This is a genomic window from Vibrio sp. 1288, assembly GCF_033344475.1.
In genome coordinates this window covers 1-17,364 of record NZ_JAWPOX010000001.1, presented here as the reverse complement: position 1 = coordinate 17,364, position 17,364 = coordinate 1, and the positions used below count along the sequence as shown (strand labels likewise).

Below are 17,364 nucleotides of genomic sequence, written 5' to 3'. Positions count from 1 at the left end.
ATGGCAGTTGAACTTAACGCATTACGCGATCAGATTGATGCAGTCGACAAGCAAATGTTGGAGCTATTGGCTCAGCGTTTAGCGCTCGTAGAGAAAGTTGGGGAAGTAAAAAGCGAACATGGTTTGCCAATTTATGCTCCAGACCGCGAAGCGGCGATGTTAGCTTCTCGTCGCGCTGAAGCTGAAAAAATGGGAATTCCTCCACAGCTTATTGAAGATATTCTGCGTCGAACAATGCGTGAGTCTTATGCCAGCGAGAAAGATTCCGGTTTTAAGTGTTTGAACCCTGATTTACGCTCAGTTGTTATTATTGGTGGTAATGGTCAATTGGGTGGTCTGTTTGGGCGTATGTTCAAATTGTCGGGCTACCAGGTCAAAGTTCTCGGCAGTAAAGACTGGGATCGTGCGGATGAGATTCTAGACAACGCGGGTTTAGTCGTGGTCACGGTGCCGATCCATCTAACGGAAGGGGTGATCGAAAAACTGGGGAACTTGCCGCAAGACTGTATTCTGTGTGACCTGACTTCTATCAAATCGAAGCCTCTGCAAGCAATGTTGAATGTGCATCAAGGTCCTGTGGTTGGTTTGCACCCAATGTTTGGCCCAGATGTTCCGAGCCTTGCCAAGCAGGTTATTGTGTACTGTGATGGCCGTGGTCACGAGCATTACCAATGGCTATTGCAACAGTTTGGGATTTGGGGCGCAAGCTTGTGCCAAATCGATGCACAAGAGCACGATCATGGCATGACGTTGATTCAGGCGCTGCGCCACTTCACTTCGTTTGCTTACGGTATGCACCTTAGCAAAGAGAATCCGAACATCGATCAGTTGTTGAAGTTAAGCTCGCCAATCTACCGCCTTGAATTGGCGATGGTGGGACGACTGTTTGGTCAGGATCCGAACTTGTACGGTGATATCATTTTCTCTTCTCAAGAGAATATCGATATGATCAAGCGATTCCATCAGCGTTTAGGTGATGCGGTAGCGATTCTGGATAGCAGAGACAAAGCGCGATTCATCGAAAGCTTTAAGCAGGTGAGTGATTGGTTTGGTACTTATTCTCAACAATTTATGAATGAGAGCCAAAACTTACTCAAACAGGCGAATGATAATATTCATCGCGGCTAATCACGGGTCATTTAGCCGTGCAGAGTCCGAAACAAAAAGAGCAGCGTAAGCTGCTCTTTTTCGTGTTGATGGACAAATCAGTTCGTCGCAGTATTACTCGTATCTTCACTTGATACTGTGTTGATACTGGTATCGCGATAGGGTGAATTGGTTAAATTGACTTGTAGGCGTACAACGTTATCAATCAATTGAACCAAAGGTCCCCATTTCACTTTTTTCTCTTTTTCAAAGACGTCATTGAAGTTTTCTGGCGTCCACTCCATTAAGTATTGAGGGTTGAGTGCTCGTCCGAGGAAGCGTACTTCATAGTGCAAGTGTGGCCCTGTGGAGTTGCCAGAGTTACCGCATTGAGCAATGATGTCGCCTTTACTAACAAACTGACCGCTTTTCACTTTGAAGCGTTGTAGATGAGCAAAGGAGCTCATAAAGCCAAATGAGTGACGAATGGTGACATAGTTACCATAACCACGATTGCTCGGGCGAACGGTTTCCACCACACCGTCAGCCGGTGCCAGGATCTCTTCTCCTCTTTTACAAGTCAGATCGATACCAGTATGAACATGCCTCTTACCTGAAATCGGATTAATACGACTGCCGTAAGAAGAAGAAATACGTTGGTATGTGACTGGACTGTCATTTGGTATCAAACGGAACATCGTCGCTCGAACAGCAGAATCGATAGCGGCTGCGTCAATTCGCTCCTCTAACCCCATGCTGTTCTCATCGATCATCAACTCTTCGTCTGCGAGACCTAAAACCGATTCAACGTCGAATACCCGTTTGCCCAATAGCTGAATTTGATTGTTTTTGTCCGTCAAAGACTGGGAAAGCGAATGATTGGTATCAAGCTGTTCTTCGTAAAGAGCCGTCACTTCGGCCTTTTCACTTTCCAGTTTGGCGATGATTTGTGTTAGTTCGTCTTTATTGTGCATCTGCTGCTGATTAAGGTACCACGCGCCACCAACGACGGCGGGTAATGCCAATACTGAAGCAAATACTGCTAGGACCGAACTGCGGCCCAAATAGAACTGCTGATCGCCGTCTTTCGTCGGGATCTGCATGATGATTTTTTTAGACATAGTTATTGTTACTTAAATAGGCGTTCATTTATTTTTCTCCTAAAAACCAGAGAGGTGCTCTAACTCTCGATTCAGAAGGTCGTTATTGCCTACATTCAATTCTATAAATCGTTTTAGTTGGCTAATGCTTTCGATGTCTATCTTAGCGATCTTCAACCTAATCTCACACTTAGAGATATTCACAATTTGCGCTTTTAACGTAATCACTTGTTCGGATTGATCAAATGAAAAAGTCACATGGACTGGAAGGGTTGGATCCAAAGCCTCAGTCTCTTCCACTTTCATGAGTAAACCATGCAAGGAAAGATCTTGAATCCTAGCTTCAATTGCCAAGTCACGTTGTTCTATCTTAGCTGGAGCTTGATGGAGAATACGTGAAAAGCGTCGTCTCTCTGTCATATGAATATTCTCGTCAGGTCGTCAAACAGAATTGAATAGTATATCAATGCGAACAAAAAATGTTCGATTGTTGTTTGAAAAGTGTCGAGGTCGCTACAGAGTGACGTAAGTGCTATGTCATGTTCTTAACGAACGAGACGGGCTAATGAGCTCTTTTTATAACAAAGAAAACAAAGGCCGCTATGATAGCGGCCTTTGTACAAATTACAATCAAACTTTGTGGGTTGCGATTACTTCGCAATACGCTTGTATTTGATACGGTGTGGTTCTGCGGCTTCAGGACCCAATGTTTTCTTCAACCAATCCATGTACTCTGTGTAGTTACCTTCGTAGAAGTTAACTTGGCCTTCGTCACGGTAGTCAATGATGTGGGTTGCGATACGGTCAAGGAACCAACGGTCGTGCGAGATAACCATTGCACAACCAGGGAACTCTAGTAATGCTTCTTCTAGAGCACGCAGTGTTTCAACGTCAAGGTCGTTGGTTGGTTCGTCGAGTAGCAACACGTTACCGCCCGCTTTAAGCAGCTTCGCAAGGTGGACACGGTTACGTTCACCACCCGATAGTTCACCAATAATCTTTTGTTGGTCACTGCCTTTAAAGTTAAAGCGTGAACAGTATGCGCGAGCTGGGATTTCGAAGTTGTTGATCTTAATGATATCAGCACCTTCAGAGATCTCTTGGAATACGGTTTTAGAATCGTCCATGCTGTCACGGAACTGATCGACCGATGCCAGTTTTACTGTATCGCCCATCTCAATTGTGCCCGAGTCTGGTTGTTCAGTACCACTTAACATCTTGAATAGCGTCGATTTACCTGCGCCGTTCGCACCGATGATACCAACAATCGCACCTTTAGGGATGCTGAATGACAGGTCATCAATCAGAACACGACCGTCAAATGACTTAGTCAGGTTCTTCACTTCAATAACCTTATCACCTAGACGCTCACCAGGTGGGATAAACAGTTCATTGGTTTCATTACGTTTTTGGTGATCAGAGCTTTGCAGTTCTTCAAAGCGAGCCATACGTGCTTTTGACTTCGCTTGACGACCTTTAGGGTTTTTACGTACCCACTCAAGCTCTTTCTCGATAGTCTTTTGGCGAGCACTCTCTTGGGAGGTTTCTTGTTGTAGACGAGCGTCTTTTTGCTCCAGCCATGAGGTGTAGTTGCCTTCCCATGGGATACCTTCACCACGGTCCAGTTCTAAGATCCAGCCCGCAGCGTTATCTAGGAAGTAACGGTCGTGGGTGATGGCTACTACGGTACCTGTGTAATCCACTAAGAAGCGCTCTAGCCAAGCAACTGATTCTGCATCTAGGTGGTTGGTAGGTTCATCAAGCAATAGCATGTCTGGCTTAGAAAGTAGCAAGCGACAAATAGCCACACGGCGGCGTTCACCACCTGATAGGTGCGCAATTTTTTGGTCCCATTCAGGTAAACGAAGTGCGTTTGCCGCACGCTCAAGCGCATTTTCTAGGTTATGACCATCTTTCGCTTGGATAAGGGCTTCTAGCTCGCCTTGCTCTTTTGCAAGTGCGTCGAAGTCTGCATCTGGTTCAGCGTATGCTGCGTAGACTGCGTCCAAACGTTTCAGAGCGTCAGCAACGTCAGCAACCGCTTCTTCAACAACTTCACGAACGGTTTTTGATTCGTCTAATACTGGTTCCTGAGGTAGGTAACCTACGTTTAGACCAGGTTGTGGACGCGCTTCACCGTCGATATCCGTGTCGATACCTGCCATGATACGTAGCAGTGTGGATTTACCTGCACCGTTCAGACCTAAAACACCGATTTTCGCACCAGGGAAGAAGCTCAGAGAGATGTCTTTAAGAATTTGACGCTTAGGTGGCACAATTTTGCTCACCCGCGACATGGTATATACGTATTCAGCCATTGCCGATCGTTCCTAAATTAACTGTCATTCAAACCCATCATTTTATACCAAGTGCTTTGTTTTTGTTACCGCATTGCAAGAATTTCCCTAACGAATGGATTTCTTATTTTGAGCTGACCGGAAACTTACACGGTTAGGGTATACACTTTTGTTATTCGTTAAGAATGACGAAGTGTTTTCTATGCGAGTTAGAAACGCTTTGTCTCCATCGTCTTAAAAGTTTGACGAGTACAATTTTTAATACACTAAGTTGCTTTACATGGACATCTGCATTCTGTGTAAATAGATGCATGTGTGAAAATTGCCTTAACATCACATGAACTCTAACAAAACTAGGCTTTAGGGCAGTATATGTCTGGGGAAAATGACACAAATGAGATTCAACGTATCTGAATTGGCTAAAAACGTATGCTGCGCCGCCGCGTTGTGTGCTATGAGTTTGAGTGCTAATGCCGCGCTGAGTTTGGAAAAGCAGCGCGAAGTATATGAGCAAGCTCAAGATTTATTAGATAAAAATGACATCGACGGATACCTTTCGATTCGTCCTAAAATTTCTGACTATCCACTAACGCCTTATGTGGATTACCGCACTTTTATTAGACAGTTACCGGAAAAGTCACCACAACAGGTGAACGAGTTTATTTCTGAGCACGAGTCTTTTCCATTTTCTCGTCGAGTTCGCGCTCCATACCTCAATCATCTTTATAAGCAAAAAGATTGGAAAACCATTACTGAGTTTCAAAAAGTCATTCCTAGTGGTGAGCGTTACCAATGTATTTTCTACGTCGCTCAATTAAAGCAAGGCAAGAAAGTCGCGGCGTTTAAAGGGGCTGAACATATGTGGTTACGTGGCATCAGCATTGCTGATGAGTGTGACCCATTATTTGAAGCATGGGACAAGGCGGGTGAGCGTACCGATGAACTGATTCTACAGCGTATGTTACTGGCGTTTGATGCTCGTAATGGCGGTTTGATGAGTTACTTGCTCAAACTGCCTAAATCAGCGCAGGCAAAGCAACAAGCCAAAGAAATGAAAGCGTTGTTTGATAATCCTTCAAGTGTTGCGGAATTCGCGAAGAAAAAACCTGCGAATGATTTTAATCGAGCGCAAAGTGAATATGCGTTAGAAAAGTTGGCTCGCATGAACACTAGCCAAGCACAAGGTGCGTACGATGTCGTCATTAAAGGACAGAAGTTTTCTCCAGAAAAAGCGCAAGAACTTGCCGACTATATTGCATTTCGATTGACTCGTACGGAGTCTGAGTCATTAGCTAAATGGCGCGATGATAAAACGAAAACCAGTCAGTACTTACCGTTGATTGAAACGCGCATCCGCTTAGCGATTCAAAATGCAGATTGGAAAGGCGTACAAGAGTGGATTGCTGTTCTAAATAAAGAAGAACAAGCCACGCTACGCTGGCAATATTGGCTTGGAAGAAGTGAAATAGCGTTAGGTGATGACATCGCGGGGAAACAGCGTTTAGCAACTCTGCTTGGGCAACGAAACTTCTACAGTGTGGCTGCCGCCAATGCAATCGGACAATCAATCAAATACCCAACGCATACGGTTAAGTTGGATAAGAAAGTTGTTCAACCCTATCAAGACGCGCTAGCTCGTATCGAAGAGTTGATCGCGACGGATAAAATCGCAGCAGCGAAGAGTGAATGGGCACACTTACTGCGCCGCGTAGGGAAAGATGAAAAGGCGATGTTGGCGGCTTATGCATCATTTAAACGTTGGCATAACCTAACGGTGACCGCGAGTATTCAAGCGCAGATGTGGGATAATATCGAACTTAGGTTCCCAATAGCACACCGCTGGTGGTTTAACTTTTATGCGAAAAAGCACAACATTGATCCCGTCACGATGATGTCTCTCGCTCGACAGGAAAGTGCGTTAGATGTTGAAGCCCGCTCTCCAGTTGGCGCTCGTGGTCTTATGCAGATCATGCCTGCGACGGCGAAGTACACGGCACGTAAATATAAGTTGAGTTATCAAGGTACGCAGGATCTCTACAATGTAGAAAAAAATATCGAAATTGGTAGCCATTATTTGCAAGGTTTATTAGAGGATTACGATAATAATCGTATTTTTGCTCTTGCTGCTTATAATGCAGGTCCTAACAGAGTAAAAACGTGGCGAGAGCGTACCCAAGGAAAAGTGGATGCTTATGCCTTTATTGAGGCAATTCCATTTAAAGAGACGCGCGGTTATGTACAAAACATCTTGATGTTTGAAACATACTATCGTGATCTTTTGGGTATCGATGGCGCGTTCTTGAATCAACATGAGATCAATACCAAGTATTGAGTGAGGTAACTTGATGTCGCACGAACCCGAGTACAAAGACTGGCAACAGATTATTGAGCTAATTCGAACAAGTATGGGCACCCAGCAAGATGACATGCTGTTAACAATGCTGATGTCACGTGATGAGAGAGAGTCATTAATATCACGCGTTAATATAATTAACGAACTTCTTAAAGGAGAATTATCTCAACGTCAGATCAGTCAGATGCTTGGTGTGGGCATTGCCACCATTACTCGTGGCTCTAACGAACTAAAGTCGAAATCTGATGAAGAAAAAGACAAGTTGAAAGTCTTGTTAGAACAAGTTGCGGTATCTAAGTAGACAGTATATCCAATTTGCTTTTAGGCCTTGGTGTTACAATTGACTAAGATAACGTATTACAAAGGGCGGAAATATCCGCCCTTTTGCGTATCTAGAGAATAGGCTGAGTGTTATAAATTTGAAGGAAAGTGCTCAGGGTTTGTGAATGGAATTAAAGCCAGAATCAAGGCTTGGTGATAGACTGAGCTTCGAGTTAGCTGGTTTTGGGTTAGCAGGCTAATAGCGCCACCTTTCTGTTTGATGTTATCAGTACCAAACACTTCGTCCATTACATCTCCCAACTCATTCGCATCCTTGAGTTTTTCCAAGACTTTTGGCGGCAACATTAAGCTTGCAGAACGAGATTCACCGCGGTGAGTCTCTGATTCAACAACCATCCAAGCAAACGTCACGTTTGCTTCAATTCCCGCTTCGAGACCGACATAGTAATCCGCGTTTGGCATCTCTACTTTTGCGTTTTTAACGCGGTTTAGCGCACCACGATGAGTTTCTTCATTCGTCATGGGCTGATCTGCGACCTCACTCGGTACACTGATGCCAACGAAGTTGAACTCTTGATGCGGAAATGCATTACGAAATGCACTTTGAACTGCATTAATTTTGGCTGGGTTTAGCGATGCGATTACGACTTTTTGGGTTGCCATGATCTTTTTACTCACTGGTGTCTATTAACTCAATTTTACTTGCGTAGGCTTTACGTTCTCACTCGGGTAACAGCCTAATACTTTCAAGTGCTTAGTGATTTTTGTCAGCTCTTCAAGTGCCTGTTGCATTTCTGTCGAAGCAAGATGTGATGTCAAGTCTACGTAGAACATCTCTTCCCACGGGTTCCCCATAATTGGGCGTGATTCTAGCTTGGTCATATTGATGCCGTAACGTTGCAGCACTAATAGTGTTTCAACCAATGAGCCTGCCTCTTGGGAGGTCGACATGATCAATGTGGTTTTTGCTGGAATCTGAGTAGAAACTTCAACCGGTTTACGAGCAACCACGATAAAGCGAGTATGATTTTCGGTTTGGTTTGCGATGTTGCCTTGAATTGCTTGCAAGCCATATAGCTTACCGCTTGATGCATTACCAATTGCAGCCACATCATCACGATCCATCTCTTGGACTTTCTGCATTGCATCTGCTGTGCTCGCGCAGGATTCCAGCTTTACCCCTTTCATACGGCTTAAAAACTCACTGCACTGTTGGTGTGGCTGAGGGTGAGAATACAGCGTTTTAATATCTTCCAGACGAATGTCTTTTTTCGCAACCAAGCAGTGTTCGATTGGTTGAGTTAGCTCTCCAACGATGTAAAGCGTCGTGTGTTGTAGTAAGTCATACACTTCATTAATAGAGCCTGAGCTGGTGTTTTCGATTGGCAGAACGCCATAATCAGCATGGCCAGATTCAACCGTTTGAGTCACTTCTTTAAAGTGCTCGCAGTTGAGCTCGATAAGCTCCGTATTTTTACGACTGAAGTATTCGCGACTTGCCAAGTGCGAATAAGAGCCTTTGGCTCCTAAAAAAGCGACGCGAGCAAGTGGCTTACGGCTTTGCTGTGGGTTAACGAGATTTTGCAGATAACTTTGTTGAAGCAGAACTGAGTCTTCAATGATGGTATGGAAAAGCTTGGTGATGTACTGCGCGTCAAGTTCGTATTTATCTTGGCCATTAGAAATTAGCTTGACCAATAATTGCTGTTCACGGACGGCGTCGCGAACAGGCTTTGAGGTTTGTACTTTGCTTTTGGCTACTTCAATGCTGAGTTTACGGCGCTCAGACAACAAGCTGAGAAGTTGGTCATCCAACTCATTCAAGCGTAAACGAATTTCTTCGAGGGAAATAGGTTGGTCAGTCATCAATTCTTTCCTTATAAAAAAGCCTCCCGATTTGGGAGGCTTTCTGTTTGTTTTTGACTTTTCTTTCACAAACGAGTTCGCCCCTCCAACTATGGGAGGAAAAAGAAGTCAAAAATAAACAGTGAGGTTAAATGCATAAATAGTGCTTAATTTATGAGTGTTTAAACACAATAAGCAAGGCTGGGGAGAGCGTCAAGCAAAAAAATAGCGCCTTTCGGCGCTATTTCCTCAATCTGTTCAGTTTACTCTTCTTCTTCCACTAGCTCAGGCTTACTTGCACGTCGAGCTTCAGGTTTGTGGGTCAGCTTGTTCAATTGTCGTTCTAGTTTTTGCTCCACTTCGTTGATAGCTGCGTAAAGATCTTCGTGAGTTGCTGAGGCAATGAGCTGGCCTTTAGGAACTTTGATAACCGCTTCGAATTTCTTCTGTTTGTTTGGTTCCTCACTGAAAGTTGCTTGGCAACCAATTAGGTCTACTTGCCATTTCTCCAGTTTTTTAAATTTGCTCTCAATATGAGCTCGGATTGCAGAGGTGATTTCGATGTTTTTGCCAGTGATATTCATTGTCATAAGTGTTTTTCCTCTGTTGCATCCCTCATGGGTTGAGTTCAGATTACCGCTTTAAGCATAAAAAAATGTGATTCAGATCATTATTTTGCTCGGGTTTTTTATGATGAAAAATGAATGTGATCTCACTCAAGAACTTCTGAGATTTATCGTGAAATTGCTTGTTATCGGTTAGTAAATCCGTAGATTGGATAGAGTACTCAGCTGAAAACGGCCTCGTTTTTAGGGAAGTTTTACGGCCTAATATTTGAGGTGGTTAAAATTTAACTACACGTAAGGTGTGATGACGATCACTGAGTCTTTCCAATGAATCCATTTAAAAAGCCGCTTACTGTACAAGCGGCTTTTTACTGTCTGGCATTTGGCTGACTTTTCGTAGCGGTATCATGAAAATGGGGTCTTTTGGGGCTAGTGAAACCCTTTCTAGACTTTTGACTTGGTCCAAGCTTTCTAGTTGTTTGTATATTATGTAGTAGCGATTAATGCTTGTGACGTACCCAACCGTTGAGCTTAAACTTTTCCGCATAACGACTTCAACGTTATTAAACCAAACATTAGGATCGTAACCTTGTTGGGCTGCACGCTTACGAATACGCTCTACATTGCCGGGGCCCGCATTGTAAGCCGCCAATGTAAAGTAGAGTTTATTTTGTGCAGTAATATCAGGGTCACTGAAGTACTGCTTACGCAAAAAAGCTAAGTATTTCACTCCAGCATGAATGTTGTTTTCTAATTGTCGAACATTTTTGATATTGATATTCGGATCTTGAGCGGTGCTAGGTAGGACTTGCATTATGCCAACGGCACCTCGACTTCCAACTAGGTCGTTATTAAATCCTGATTCCTTGTAAGCGATTGCAGCGATCAGTAAATAGTCGATATCGTATTTCTCACCATAGCGTGAAAATAGCGCCGCGAGTTTTTCTAGTTGAGCAATTTTCTTAGGGTTAAGAGCTCTGTTCAACCATCCCGTATTATCGATGTATTTACCGTAAATAACGTTACCGAGTAGTGTCCCAGAGCGAGACTTCTGGATGAACTTATTCACGACGGCTTTTAATTTGGGACTATTTTCTCGCATTGCCCAAGCAATTTTGCCATTTTTGCGGATAGGGATTTTTTTGTGAACCCGAATATCATCCATCACTTTCAGCCAAAGCTTGGCTTTATGGCTATCGAGAACAATGGCTTTGACGTAACCATTGTTGAGCATTCCGACCAGCTCATAATCTTGAAGTGTTTCTTCAATAAAGTGCACGATAACAGGCGGTAAGCCTTTTTTGTTTAGTTTCTTATTTAGTGTCTGAATGCTTTCAAAGTAGCTAGAACTGGCGCGCACCCAAATCTCTTTGCCGCTCAATTGTTCGATTTTCGTCATCGTTGGTGTGCTTTTGTTTGTCACTACCCACTCTTGAATACCAGTGAGGATGGGTGAACTGAACTCCACTTTCTGTTTGCGCGTGTCGGTAATAGTCAGGTTGGCGACAACTAAGTCACCTGAACCGTTTTCTAAGGCTGGCAGTAGCTGGTCGCGGGCAACAGGAATAATTTGTACGTTAAGCTTTGGTTTGAGTTTACGAAGGTCTTTTTCGAAATGCGCCAGCAATTCTGCGCCTATGCCTTTTGGTGTGCCGCCCTCAATGTAGTAAAAGCCTAAATCAGCAGAAACTAAGACGCGCAGTACATTCTTCTCCTTGATGACATCGAGGTCTCCGGTATAAGGAGGCTGTTTGAGCGGCGAGATTTGCAGTGCGCAAACGGAAGCAGACAATAGGAGCAGCATAACTGCGCAAAGCTTAGATATCGTCACGTTCACATCCTTTTTATAAAGGGGGGAGGAGAACTTTAAGCATATGTGGAGCTAGGAAGATCATCAAGAAAGGGCTGAATACACTATTGAGAGTAATAAAAAACCGCCACGGTAAAAACGGTGGCGGTTCAGTTTAAAGCAAGTTCAATTACTTCACAGGGTTGAGCTCGATAAGCTTTTCAGTTCTTGCTACGGCGTCTTCCAAACCAAGTTGCTTGTAGGCCTCTAGCTGGATAGTCAGTGACTTACGTGCAGCTTCTGTGTCTGGATACGCTTTTTGCAGCTCTTGGCTGCGATTAATAGCAGCGACCCAAGCTTCACGGCGAAGGTAGAAGTCAGCAGTCGCTAAATCATAGTTCGCTAGACGGTTTTTCAGCGCGACCATACGTTTTTGTGAATCTTCTGCGTATGGGCTATTCGGGTAGCGTTGAAGTAGTTTTTTGAAGTCATCAAACGCTTTTTTTACCGGTTCAGGATCGCGATCGCTTCGATCTACGCTGAATAAATCATGCATAAAGTTACGATCTTGCGCCATGTGGCTTAGACCTCGCATGTACAGCACCCAATCCATCTTTTCATGGGTTGGGTTTAAACGCATAAAGCGAGAAATGGTTGCCAAGCCCAAAGCAAGGTCGTCGTTTTTGTAGTACGCATAGATTAGGTCAAGCTGCACCTGTTCTGAGTAGGCACCGAATGGGTAACGTGAGTCTAATGCTTCCAGTTTCTCAATTGCAGAAAGCCAATTACCACTTTGAAGAGAAATCTGTGCGTCTGCATACAGTTCCGAAGGCGGCACATCAGGAACGATTTCTTCTTTGCTTGCACATCCAAACAGAAGGGATACCGCTAAAAGGCCTGTTAAAGTCTGACGTTTCATATCAGGAGTCTGTTCCTTGAATCTAAATATTTCTTAAGCTGCCGTTACTTTCTTTCCAGTAACAGATACAATGACGTAATAGTCTATTTTTTCACAGTCGTGAGCATTAGTCTCACAGTTTTTAAAAAAGTTCGATATGGCTCAGCAGATTGTATTAACAAATACCGTAAAAGATAGCCAGTTAGGTCAACGTTTAGACCAAGCTATCGCCGAATTATTCGCGGACTTCTCTCGCTCGCGCCTAAAAGAGTGGCTGCTTGATGGGAAAGTTCAAGTTGATGGTGAAGTTGTCACTAAACCTCGTACCAAAGTAATGGGTGGCGAGGAAATTACATTGCAAGCCGAGTTAGAAGATGAAGAACGCTGGGAAGCGCAAGATATCCCGCTAGATATCGTCTATGAAGATGAAGATATTATCGTTATCAACAAACCTCGTGACTTTGTGGTTCATCCGGGCGCTGGTACGCCTGATGGCACTGTACTTAATGCGTTGTTGCATCATTACCCTGATATTGCAGAAGTACCTCGTGCAGGTATCGTGCACCGTTTGGATAAAGACACAACGGGTTTGATGGTGGTGGCGAAAACCGTTCCTGCACAAACTCGTCTGGTTCGCGCACTGCAAAAACGTAATATTACTCGTGAGTACGAAGCGATCGCTATTGGTCGTATGACTGCGGGCGGTAAAGTGGATCAACCGATTGGTCGTCACTCTACTAAGCGCACGCTTATGGCGGTAGCACCAATGGGCAAACCAGCAGTAACGCACTACCGTGTTGCTGAACGCTTCCGCGAACACACGCGTATTCGCTTGCGTCTAGAAACGGGTCGTACGCACCAGATTCGTGTGCACATGTCTTACCTTCAGCATCCGTTGCTCGGTGATATTGCATATGGTGGACGTGCTCGCATCCCGACAGGTGCGTCTGAAGAGCTAACGGCAATGATCCGGGGTTTCGATCGCCAAGCATTGCACGCAGTAATGCTGCGCTTTGAGCACCCAATTACGGGCGAAGTTCTTGAGTTTCATGCTCCAGTGCCTGATGACATGGTTGTGATGACTGAAGCGCTTCGTCAAGATACAGAAGAGCACGGCTTACCGGAAGAATTCTAATATGAAGACGATCATTCCGAATTGGCCAGCGCCTAAAAATGTCAAAGCTTTCGCCTCAACACGCATAGGCGGATTTTCGACAGGCCCTTACCAAGGGCTAAATTTAGGTACTCACGTTGGGGATGATTTGTCTTTAGTAGAGAAGAACCGAGCTTGGTTGGCGCAACAGGCAAGCATGCCAAATGCGCCAATCTGGTTAAACCAAACGCATTCAACCGTTGTGGCTCAAGCAAATGAACCAACAACACAGGTGCTTGATGCGGATGGTGTATTTACTTCTTCAAGCCATGTTGTTTGTTCAGCGATGACCGCCGATTGTTTACCTGTATTATTGACTAATACACAAGGTACGCAAGTAGCCGCTGTTCACGCAGGTTGGCGCGGCTTAGCAAATGGCATTGTCGAAAATGCGTTAGCGTTGTTTTCTGGTGAAGTGATAGCGTGGCTTGGCCCCGCCATTGGCCCTCAAGCCTTCGAAGTGGGTGAAGATGTTCTGCAAGCTTTTGTTGATTTTGATTCACAGGCGAATCAAGCATTTGCTCCACGCGATATCGACGGTAAATGGTTTGCTGACATGTCGGTGCTGGCAACGCAACGTCTAAACCGGGCTGGTGTGACACAAGTGTTTGATTCTGGACTTTGTACTTACCAAGATAAAACCTCTTTTTACTCTTATCGCCGTGATGGTAAGACTGGTCGACAAGCAACCTTTATTTGGATCGAAGACTAGCTATAAGCACCAAAGTGCTAAGATGCATACTACTATTTTTGCAAAGCTATCTTTATTCATTCACTCCCTTGAAATTCCCCTCCTGAGTATCCATCTTTCTAACTGTCAAAAGAATTTCCTTTAGTTGAGGTTAGGAAGGTAGATATGCGTCTTGATCGATTCACAAGTAAGTTTCAAATCGCTATCTCTGATGCTCAATCACTAGCGTTAGGGCGCGATCATCAATATATCGAGCCAGTTCACCTCATGGTGGCTTTGCTTGATCAAAATGGCAGTCCAATTCGTCCATTGCTTACTATGCTGGATGTGGACGTAACGCATTTACGCTCTAAATTGAGTGAAATGTTAGATCGATTACCAAAAGTCAGTGGCATCGGTGGGGATGTTCAGCTCTCTAGCTCGATGGGCACATTGTTTAACCTGTGTGACAAAGTGGCGCAAAAGCGTCAAGACTCCTATATCTCGTCTGAAGTCTTCCTGCTTGCCGCTTTAGAAGATCGCGGACCATTGGGGCAATTACTCAAAGAGATCGGCTTAACAGAGCAAAAAGTCAGCCAGGCAATCGAAAAGATCAGAGGTGGTCAAAAGGTCAATGACCCGAATGCGGAAGAGCTTCGCCAAGCATTGGAAAAGTTCACCATAGACCTTACCGAGCGTGCAGAGCAAGGTAAATTGGATCCGGTTATCGGTCGTGATGATGAAATCCGTCGTACTATCCAAGTATTGCAGCGTCGTACTAAAAACAACCCAGTGATTATCGGTGAACCAGGCGTAGGTAAGACAGCAATTGTTGAAGGCTTAGCGCAGCGCATAGTTAACAATGAAGTACCTGAAGGTCTGCGTGGTCGCCGAGTGCTATCACTGGATATGGGCGCACTGGTTGCTGGTGCTAAATACCGTGGTGAATTTGAAGAGCGTTTAAAATCAGTATTGAATGAACTTGCTAAAGAAGAAGGCAACGTCATCCTCTTCATTGATGAACTACACACTATGGTCGGCGCTGGTAAAGGTGAAGGCTCAATGGATGCGGGCAACATGCTAAAACCGGCATTAGCTCGTGGTGAGCTGCACTGTGTTGGCGCAACAACATTGGATGAATATCGTCAGTACATCGAAAAAGATGCAGCATTAGAACGTCGTTTCCAAAAAGTGCTGGTGGATGAGCCGACCGTTGAGGATACCGTGGCGATTTTACGTGGCTTGAAGGAGCGTTATGAGCTTCATCATCACGTCGAAATTACTGACCCAGCGATTGTTGCTGCGGCGAGCTTGTCACATCGCTATGTCTCCGACCGTCAGTTGCCGGATAAAGCGATTGACTTGATTGACGAAGCGGCTTCAAGCATTCGTTTACAAATTGACTCTAAGCCAGAGTCCTTGGATAAGCTTGAGCGTAAAATTATCCAACTCAAAATTGAGCAACAAGCACTAAGTAACGAGCACGATGAAGCGAGTGAAAAGCGTTTGAAAGCGCTTAATGAAGAACTCAATGAAAAAGAGCGAGAGTATGCTGAGCTAGAAGAGGTTTGGAATACAGAAAAAGCAGCTCTTTCTGGCACTCAACATATTAAGTCTGAGCTTGAACAAGCTCGTATGGACATGGAGTTTGCTCGCCGTGCTGGCGATCTAAACCGTATGTCGGAGCTTCAATATGGTCGTATTCCTGAACTTGAGAAGCAGTTAGATCTTGCAACCCAAGCTGAAATGCAGGAAATGACGCTATTGCGTAATAAAGTAACCGACAACGAGATTGCAGAAGTACTTTCTAAGCAAACCGGCATTCCGGTATCCAAGATGCTAGAAGCGGAAAAAGAGAAACTACTTCGTATGGAAGACGTGCTGCATAATCGTGTGGTAGGGCAAAGCGAAGCGGTCTCTGTTGTATCGAATGCCATTCGTCGTAGTCGAGCTGGGCTTTCTGATCCAAACCGACCAATTGGCTCCTTCTTATTCTTAGGTCCAACTGGTGTGGGTAAAACAGAGCTTTGTAAGACACTTGCGAGCTTTATGTTCGACAGCGAAGATGCGATGGTCCGTATCGATATGTCTGAGTTCATGGAGAAACACTCAGTGGCAAGATTGGTGGGTGCGCCTCCAGGCTATGTCGGATATGAAGAGGGTGGTTACTTAACGGAAGCGGTTCGTCGCAAGCCGTATTCGGTAATTTTGTTAGACGAAGTAGAGAAAGCGCATCCGGATGTATTTAACATTCTGCTGCAAGTTCTCGATGATGGGCGTTTAACGGATGGTCAAGGTCGTACTGTTGACTTCCGTAATACGGTTGTGATCATGACATCTAACTTGGGTTCATCTCGTATCCAAGAGAATTTCGCAACATTAGACTATCAAGGTATCAAGAGTGAAGTGATGGATGTGGTTAGCAAACACTTCCGCCCAGAGTTCTTGAACCGTGTTGACGAAATCGTGGTGTTCCATCCACTTGGTCAAGAACACATTAAGTCCATTGCTTCTATTCAATTGGAACGTTTGGCGAAACGACTAGAGGAGAAAGGCTATCAACTAGAAGTTTCCGACAAAGCGCTCGATTTGATCGCTCAAGTTGGTTTCGATCCTGTGTATGGTGCGCGTCCTTTAAAACGTGCAATTCAGCAGAATGTCGAGAACCCGTTAGCCAAATCAATTCTGTCTGGTGAAATCGTTCCAGACAAGACAGTGCAGCTAATTGTTATTAATGACCAAATTTGTGCTCATCAATAATTGTATGGATACAGTAAAATTGAGATAAAAATCACACAAAAGGGGCCGTTTGGCCCCTTTTCTATAGTTTTTTAGAGTCTTTTGTCTGTTTTCTATACGAATAAACTAAAAAGGTGAGTTTTTTTAAAAAATGCACTTGTGTTCTTTAATGAACTCCCTATAATGCGCCTCCGTTATCACGGGAAAGCAAGTGAAGCGGAACCTAAACAACTACGGTTAGTGAGTTAAAATTAACTCGCAGATAAATAACTTAAAAAAGTGTTTGACACGATAAGTTATCTAGCTAAAATAGCCGTCCACTTTGAAGAGAACTTCGAAGTGTGCTCTTTAAAAATATAGACCTATCAATCTGTGTGGGCACTCGTTGATGATAATCCAATTAGAAGCTTAGGCTTCAAATTAGGTTTCAATGATACGAAGTGACCATTGAATCGAAAGATTCAGCACAGTCAATTCAAACATTACTTCTGCTATTTATTAGCGAAAGGAATGTTCAGTATTCATTGAGCCGAACAAAATCTTAAATTGAAGAGTTTGATCATGGCTCAGATTGAACGCTGGCGGC

The 17,364-nt window shown here is 44.2% G+C and carries 14 protein-coding genes and 1 other annotated feature; of the genes, 6 read left to right on the top strand and 8 right to left on the bottom strand.

Features of this window, described 5'->3' with window-relative positions; genetic code table 11:
- The gene (gene tyrA / locus R8O11_RS00070; RefSeq protein ID WP_206959259.1) at positions 1 to 1,128 is read left to right on the top strand and encodes a bifunctional chorismate mutase/prephenate dehydrogenase; all 1,128 of its coding nucleotides are present in this window, start codon (positions 1 to 3) and stop codon (positions 1,126 to 1,128) included.
- 77 nt (positions 1,129 to 1,205) lie between these two features.
- On the opposite strand, the gene R8O11_RS00065 is transcribed toward tyrA, so the two are convergent.
- From R8O11_RS00065 to ettA, 3 genes are all read right to left on the bottom strand, one after another.
- Complete coding sequence (locus R8O11_RS00065; RefSeq protein WP_005381900.1) at positions 1,206 to 2,207, bottom strand: M23 family metallopeptidase; 1,002 nt, start codon at positions 2,205 to 2,207, stop codon at positions 1,206 to 1,208.
- Between the two features lie 39 nt (positions 2,208 to 2,246).
- Complete coding sequence (locus tag R8O11_RS00060) at positions 2,247 to 2,606, bottom strand: PilZ domain-containing protein (protein ID WP_318193818.1); 360 nt, start codon at positions 2,604 to 2,606, stop codon at positions 2,247 to 2,249.
- Positions 2,607 to 2,836: 230 nt separating this feature from the next.
- Positions 2,837 to 4,504 (bottom strand): energy-dependent translational throttle protein EttA, encoded by a 1,668-nt coding sequence (gene ettA / locus R8O11_RS00055; RefSeq protein ID WP_213967405.1) that lies wholly within the window; start codon positions 4,502 to 4,504, stop codon positions 2,837 to 2,839.
- A gap of 364 nt (positions 4,505 to 4,868) precedes the next feature.
- Between ettA and sltY the strand changes: the two genes are divergently transcribed.
- Complete coding sequence (gene sltY / locus R8O11_RS00050; RefSeq protein ID WP_412035058.1) at positions 4,869 to 6,815, top strand: murein transglycosylase; 1,947 nt, start codon at positions 4,869 to 4,871, stop codon at positions 6,813 to 6,815.
- 13 nt (positions 6,816 to 6,828) lie between these two features.
- Positions 6,829 to 7,137, top strand: a complete 309-nt coding sequence (trpR, locus tag R8O11_RS00045; RefSeq protein ID WP_005381892.1) for a trp operon repressor — start codon at positions 6,829 to 6,831, stop codon at positions 7,135 to 7,137.
- A 110-nt stretch (positions 7,138 to 7,247) separates the two neighbouring features.
- Here the strand turns inward: trpR and yjjX are convergent, their stop codons facing one another.
- From yjjX to bamD, 5 genes are all read right to left on the bottom strand, one after another.
- The gene (gene yjjX, locus R8O11_RS00040) at positions 7,248 to 7,781 is read right to left on the bottom strand and encodes an inosine/xanthosine triphosphatase (protein ID WP_005381891.1); all 534 of its coding nucleotides are present in this window, start codon (positions 7,779 to 7,781) and stop codon (positions 7,248 to 7,250) included.
- 24 nt (positions 7,782 to 7,805) lie between these two features.
- Positions 7,806 to 8,984: a prephenate dehydratase gene (pheA, locus tag R8O11_RS00035; RefSeq protein WP_017636154.1), complete on the bottom strand. Its 1,179-nt coding sequence runs from the start codon at positions 8,982 to 8,984 to the stop codon at positions 7,806 to 7,808.
- A 12-nt stretch (positions 8,985 to 8,996) separates the two neighbouring features.
- Positions 8,997 to 9,118: a sequence feature (Phe leader region), on the bottom strand.
- A 108-nt stretch (positions 9,119 to 9,226) separates the two neighbouring features.
- Positions 9,227 to 9,553, bottom strand: coding sequence for a ribosome hibernation-promoting factor, HPF/YfiA family (hpf, locus tag R8O11_RS00030; RefSeq protein WP_005381889.1), 327 nt, complete (start codon positions 9,551 to 9,553; stop codon positions 9,227 to 9,229).
- A gap of 325 nt (positions 9,554 to 9,878) precedes the next feature.
- The gene (locus tag R8O11_RS00025; RefSeq protein WP_309474001.1) at positions 9,879 to 11,360 is read right to left on the bottom strand and encodes a lytic transglycosylase F; all 1,482 of its coding nucleotides are present in this window, start codon (positions 11,358 to 11,360) and stop codon (positions 9,879 to 9,881) included.
- Between the two features lie 148 nt (positions 11,361 to 11,508).
- Positions 11,509 to 12,237 carry an outer membrane protein assembly factor BamD gene (gene bamD, locus R8O11_RS00020; protein ID WP_005381876.1) on the bottom strand — a complete coding sequence of 243 codons (729 nt, stop codon included), beginning with the start codon at positions 12,235 to 12,237 and terminating at the stop codon, positions 11,509 to 11,511.
- A gap of 136 nt (positions 12,238 to 12,373) precedes the next feature.
- Between bamD and rluD the strand changes: the two genes are divergently transcribed.
- From rluD to clpB, 3 genes are all read left to right on the top strand, one after another.
- The gene (rluD, locus tag R8O11_RS00015; RefSeq protein WP_005381875.1) at positions 12,374 to 13,351 is read left to right on the top strand and encodes a 23S rRNA pseudouridine(1911/1915/1917) synthase RluD; all 978 of its coding nucleotides are present in this window, start codon (positions 12,374 to 12,376) and stop codon (positions 13,349 to 13,351) included.
- A 1-nt stretch (position 13,352) separates the two neighbouring features.
- Complete coding sequence (gene pgeF / locus R8O11_RS00010; protein WP_213903623.1) at positions 13,353 to 14,081, top strand: peptidoglycan editing factor PgeF; 729 nt, start codon at positions 13,353 to 13,355, stop codon at positions 14,079 to 14,081.
- 144 nt (positions 14,082 to 14,225) lie between these two features.
- The gene (clpB, locus tag R8O11_RS00005; protein ID WP_104975872.1) at positions 14,226 to 16,799 is read left to right on the top strand and encodes an ATP-dependent chaperone ClpB; all 2,574 of its coding nucleotides are present in this window, start codon (positions 14,226 to 14,228) and stop codon (positions 16,797 to 16,799) included.
- Positions 16,800 to 17,364 lie beyond the last annotated feature (565 nt).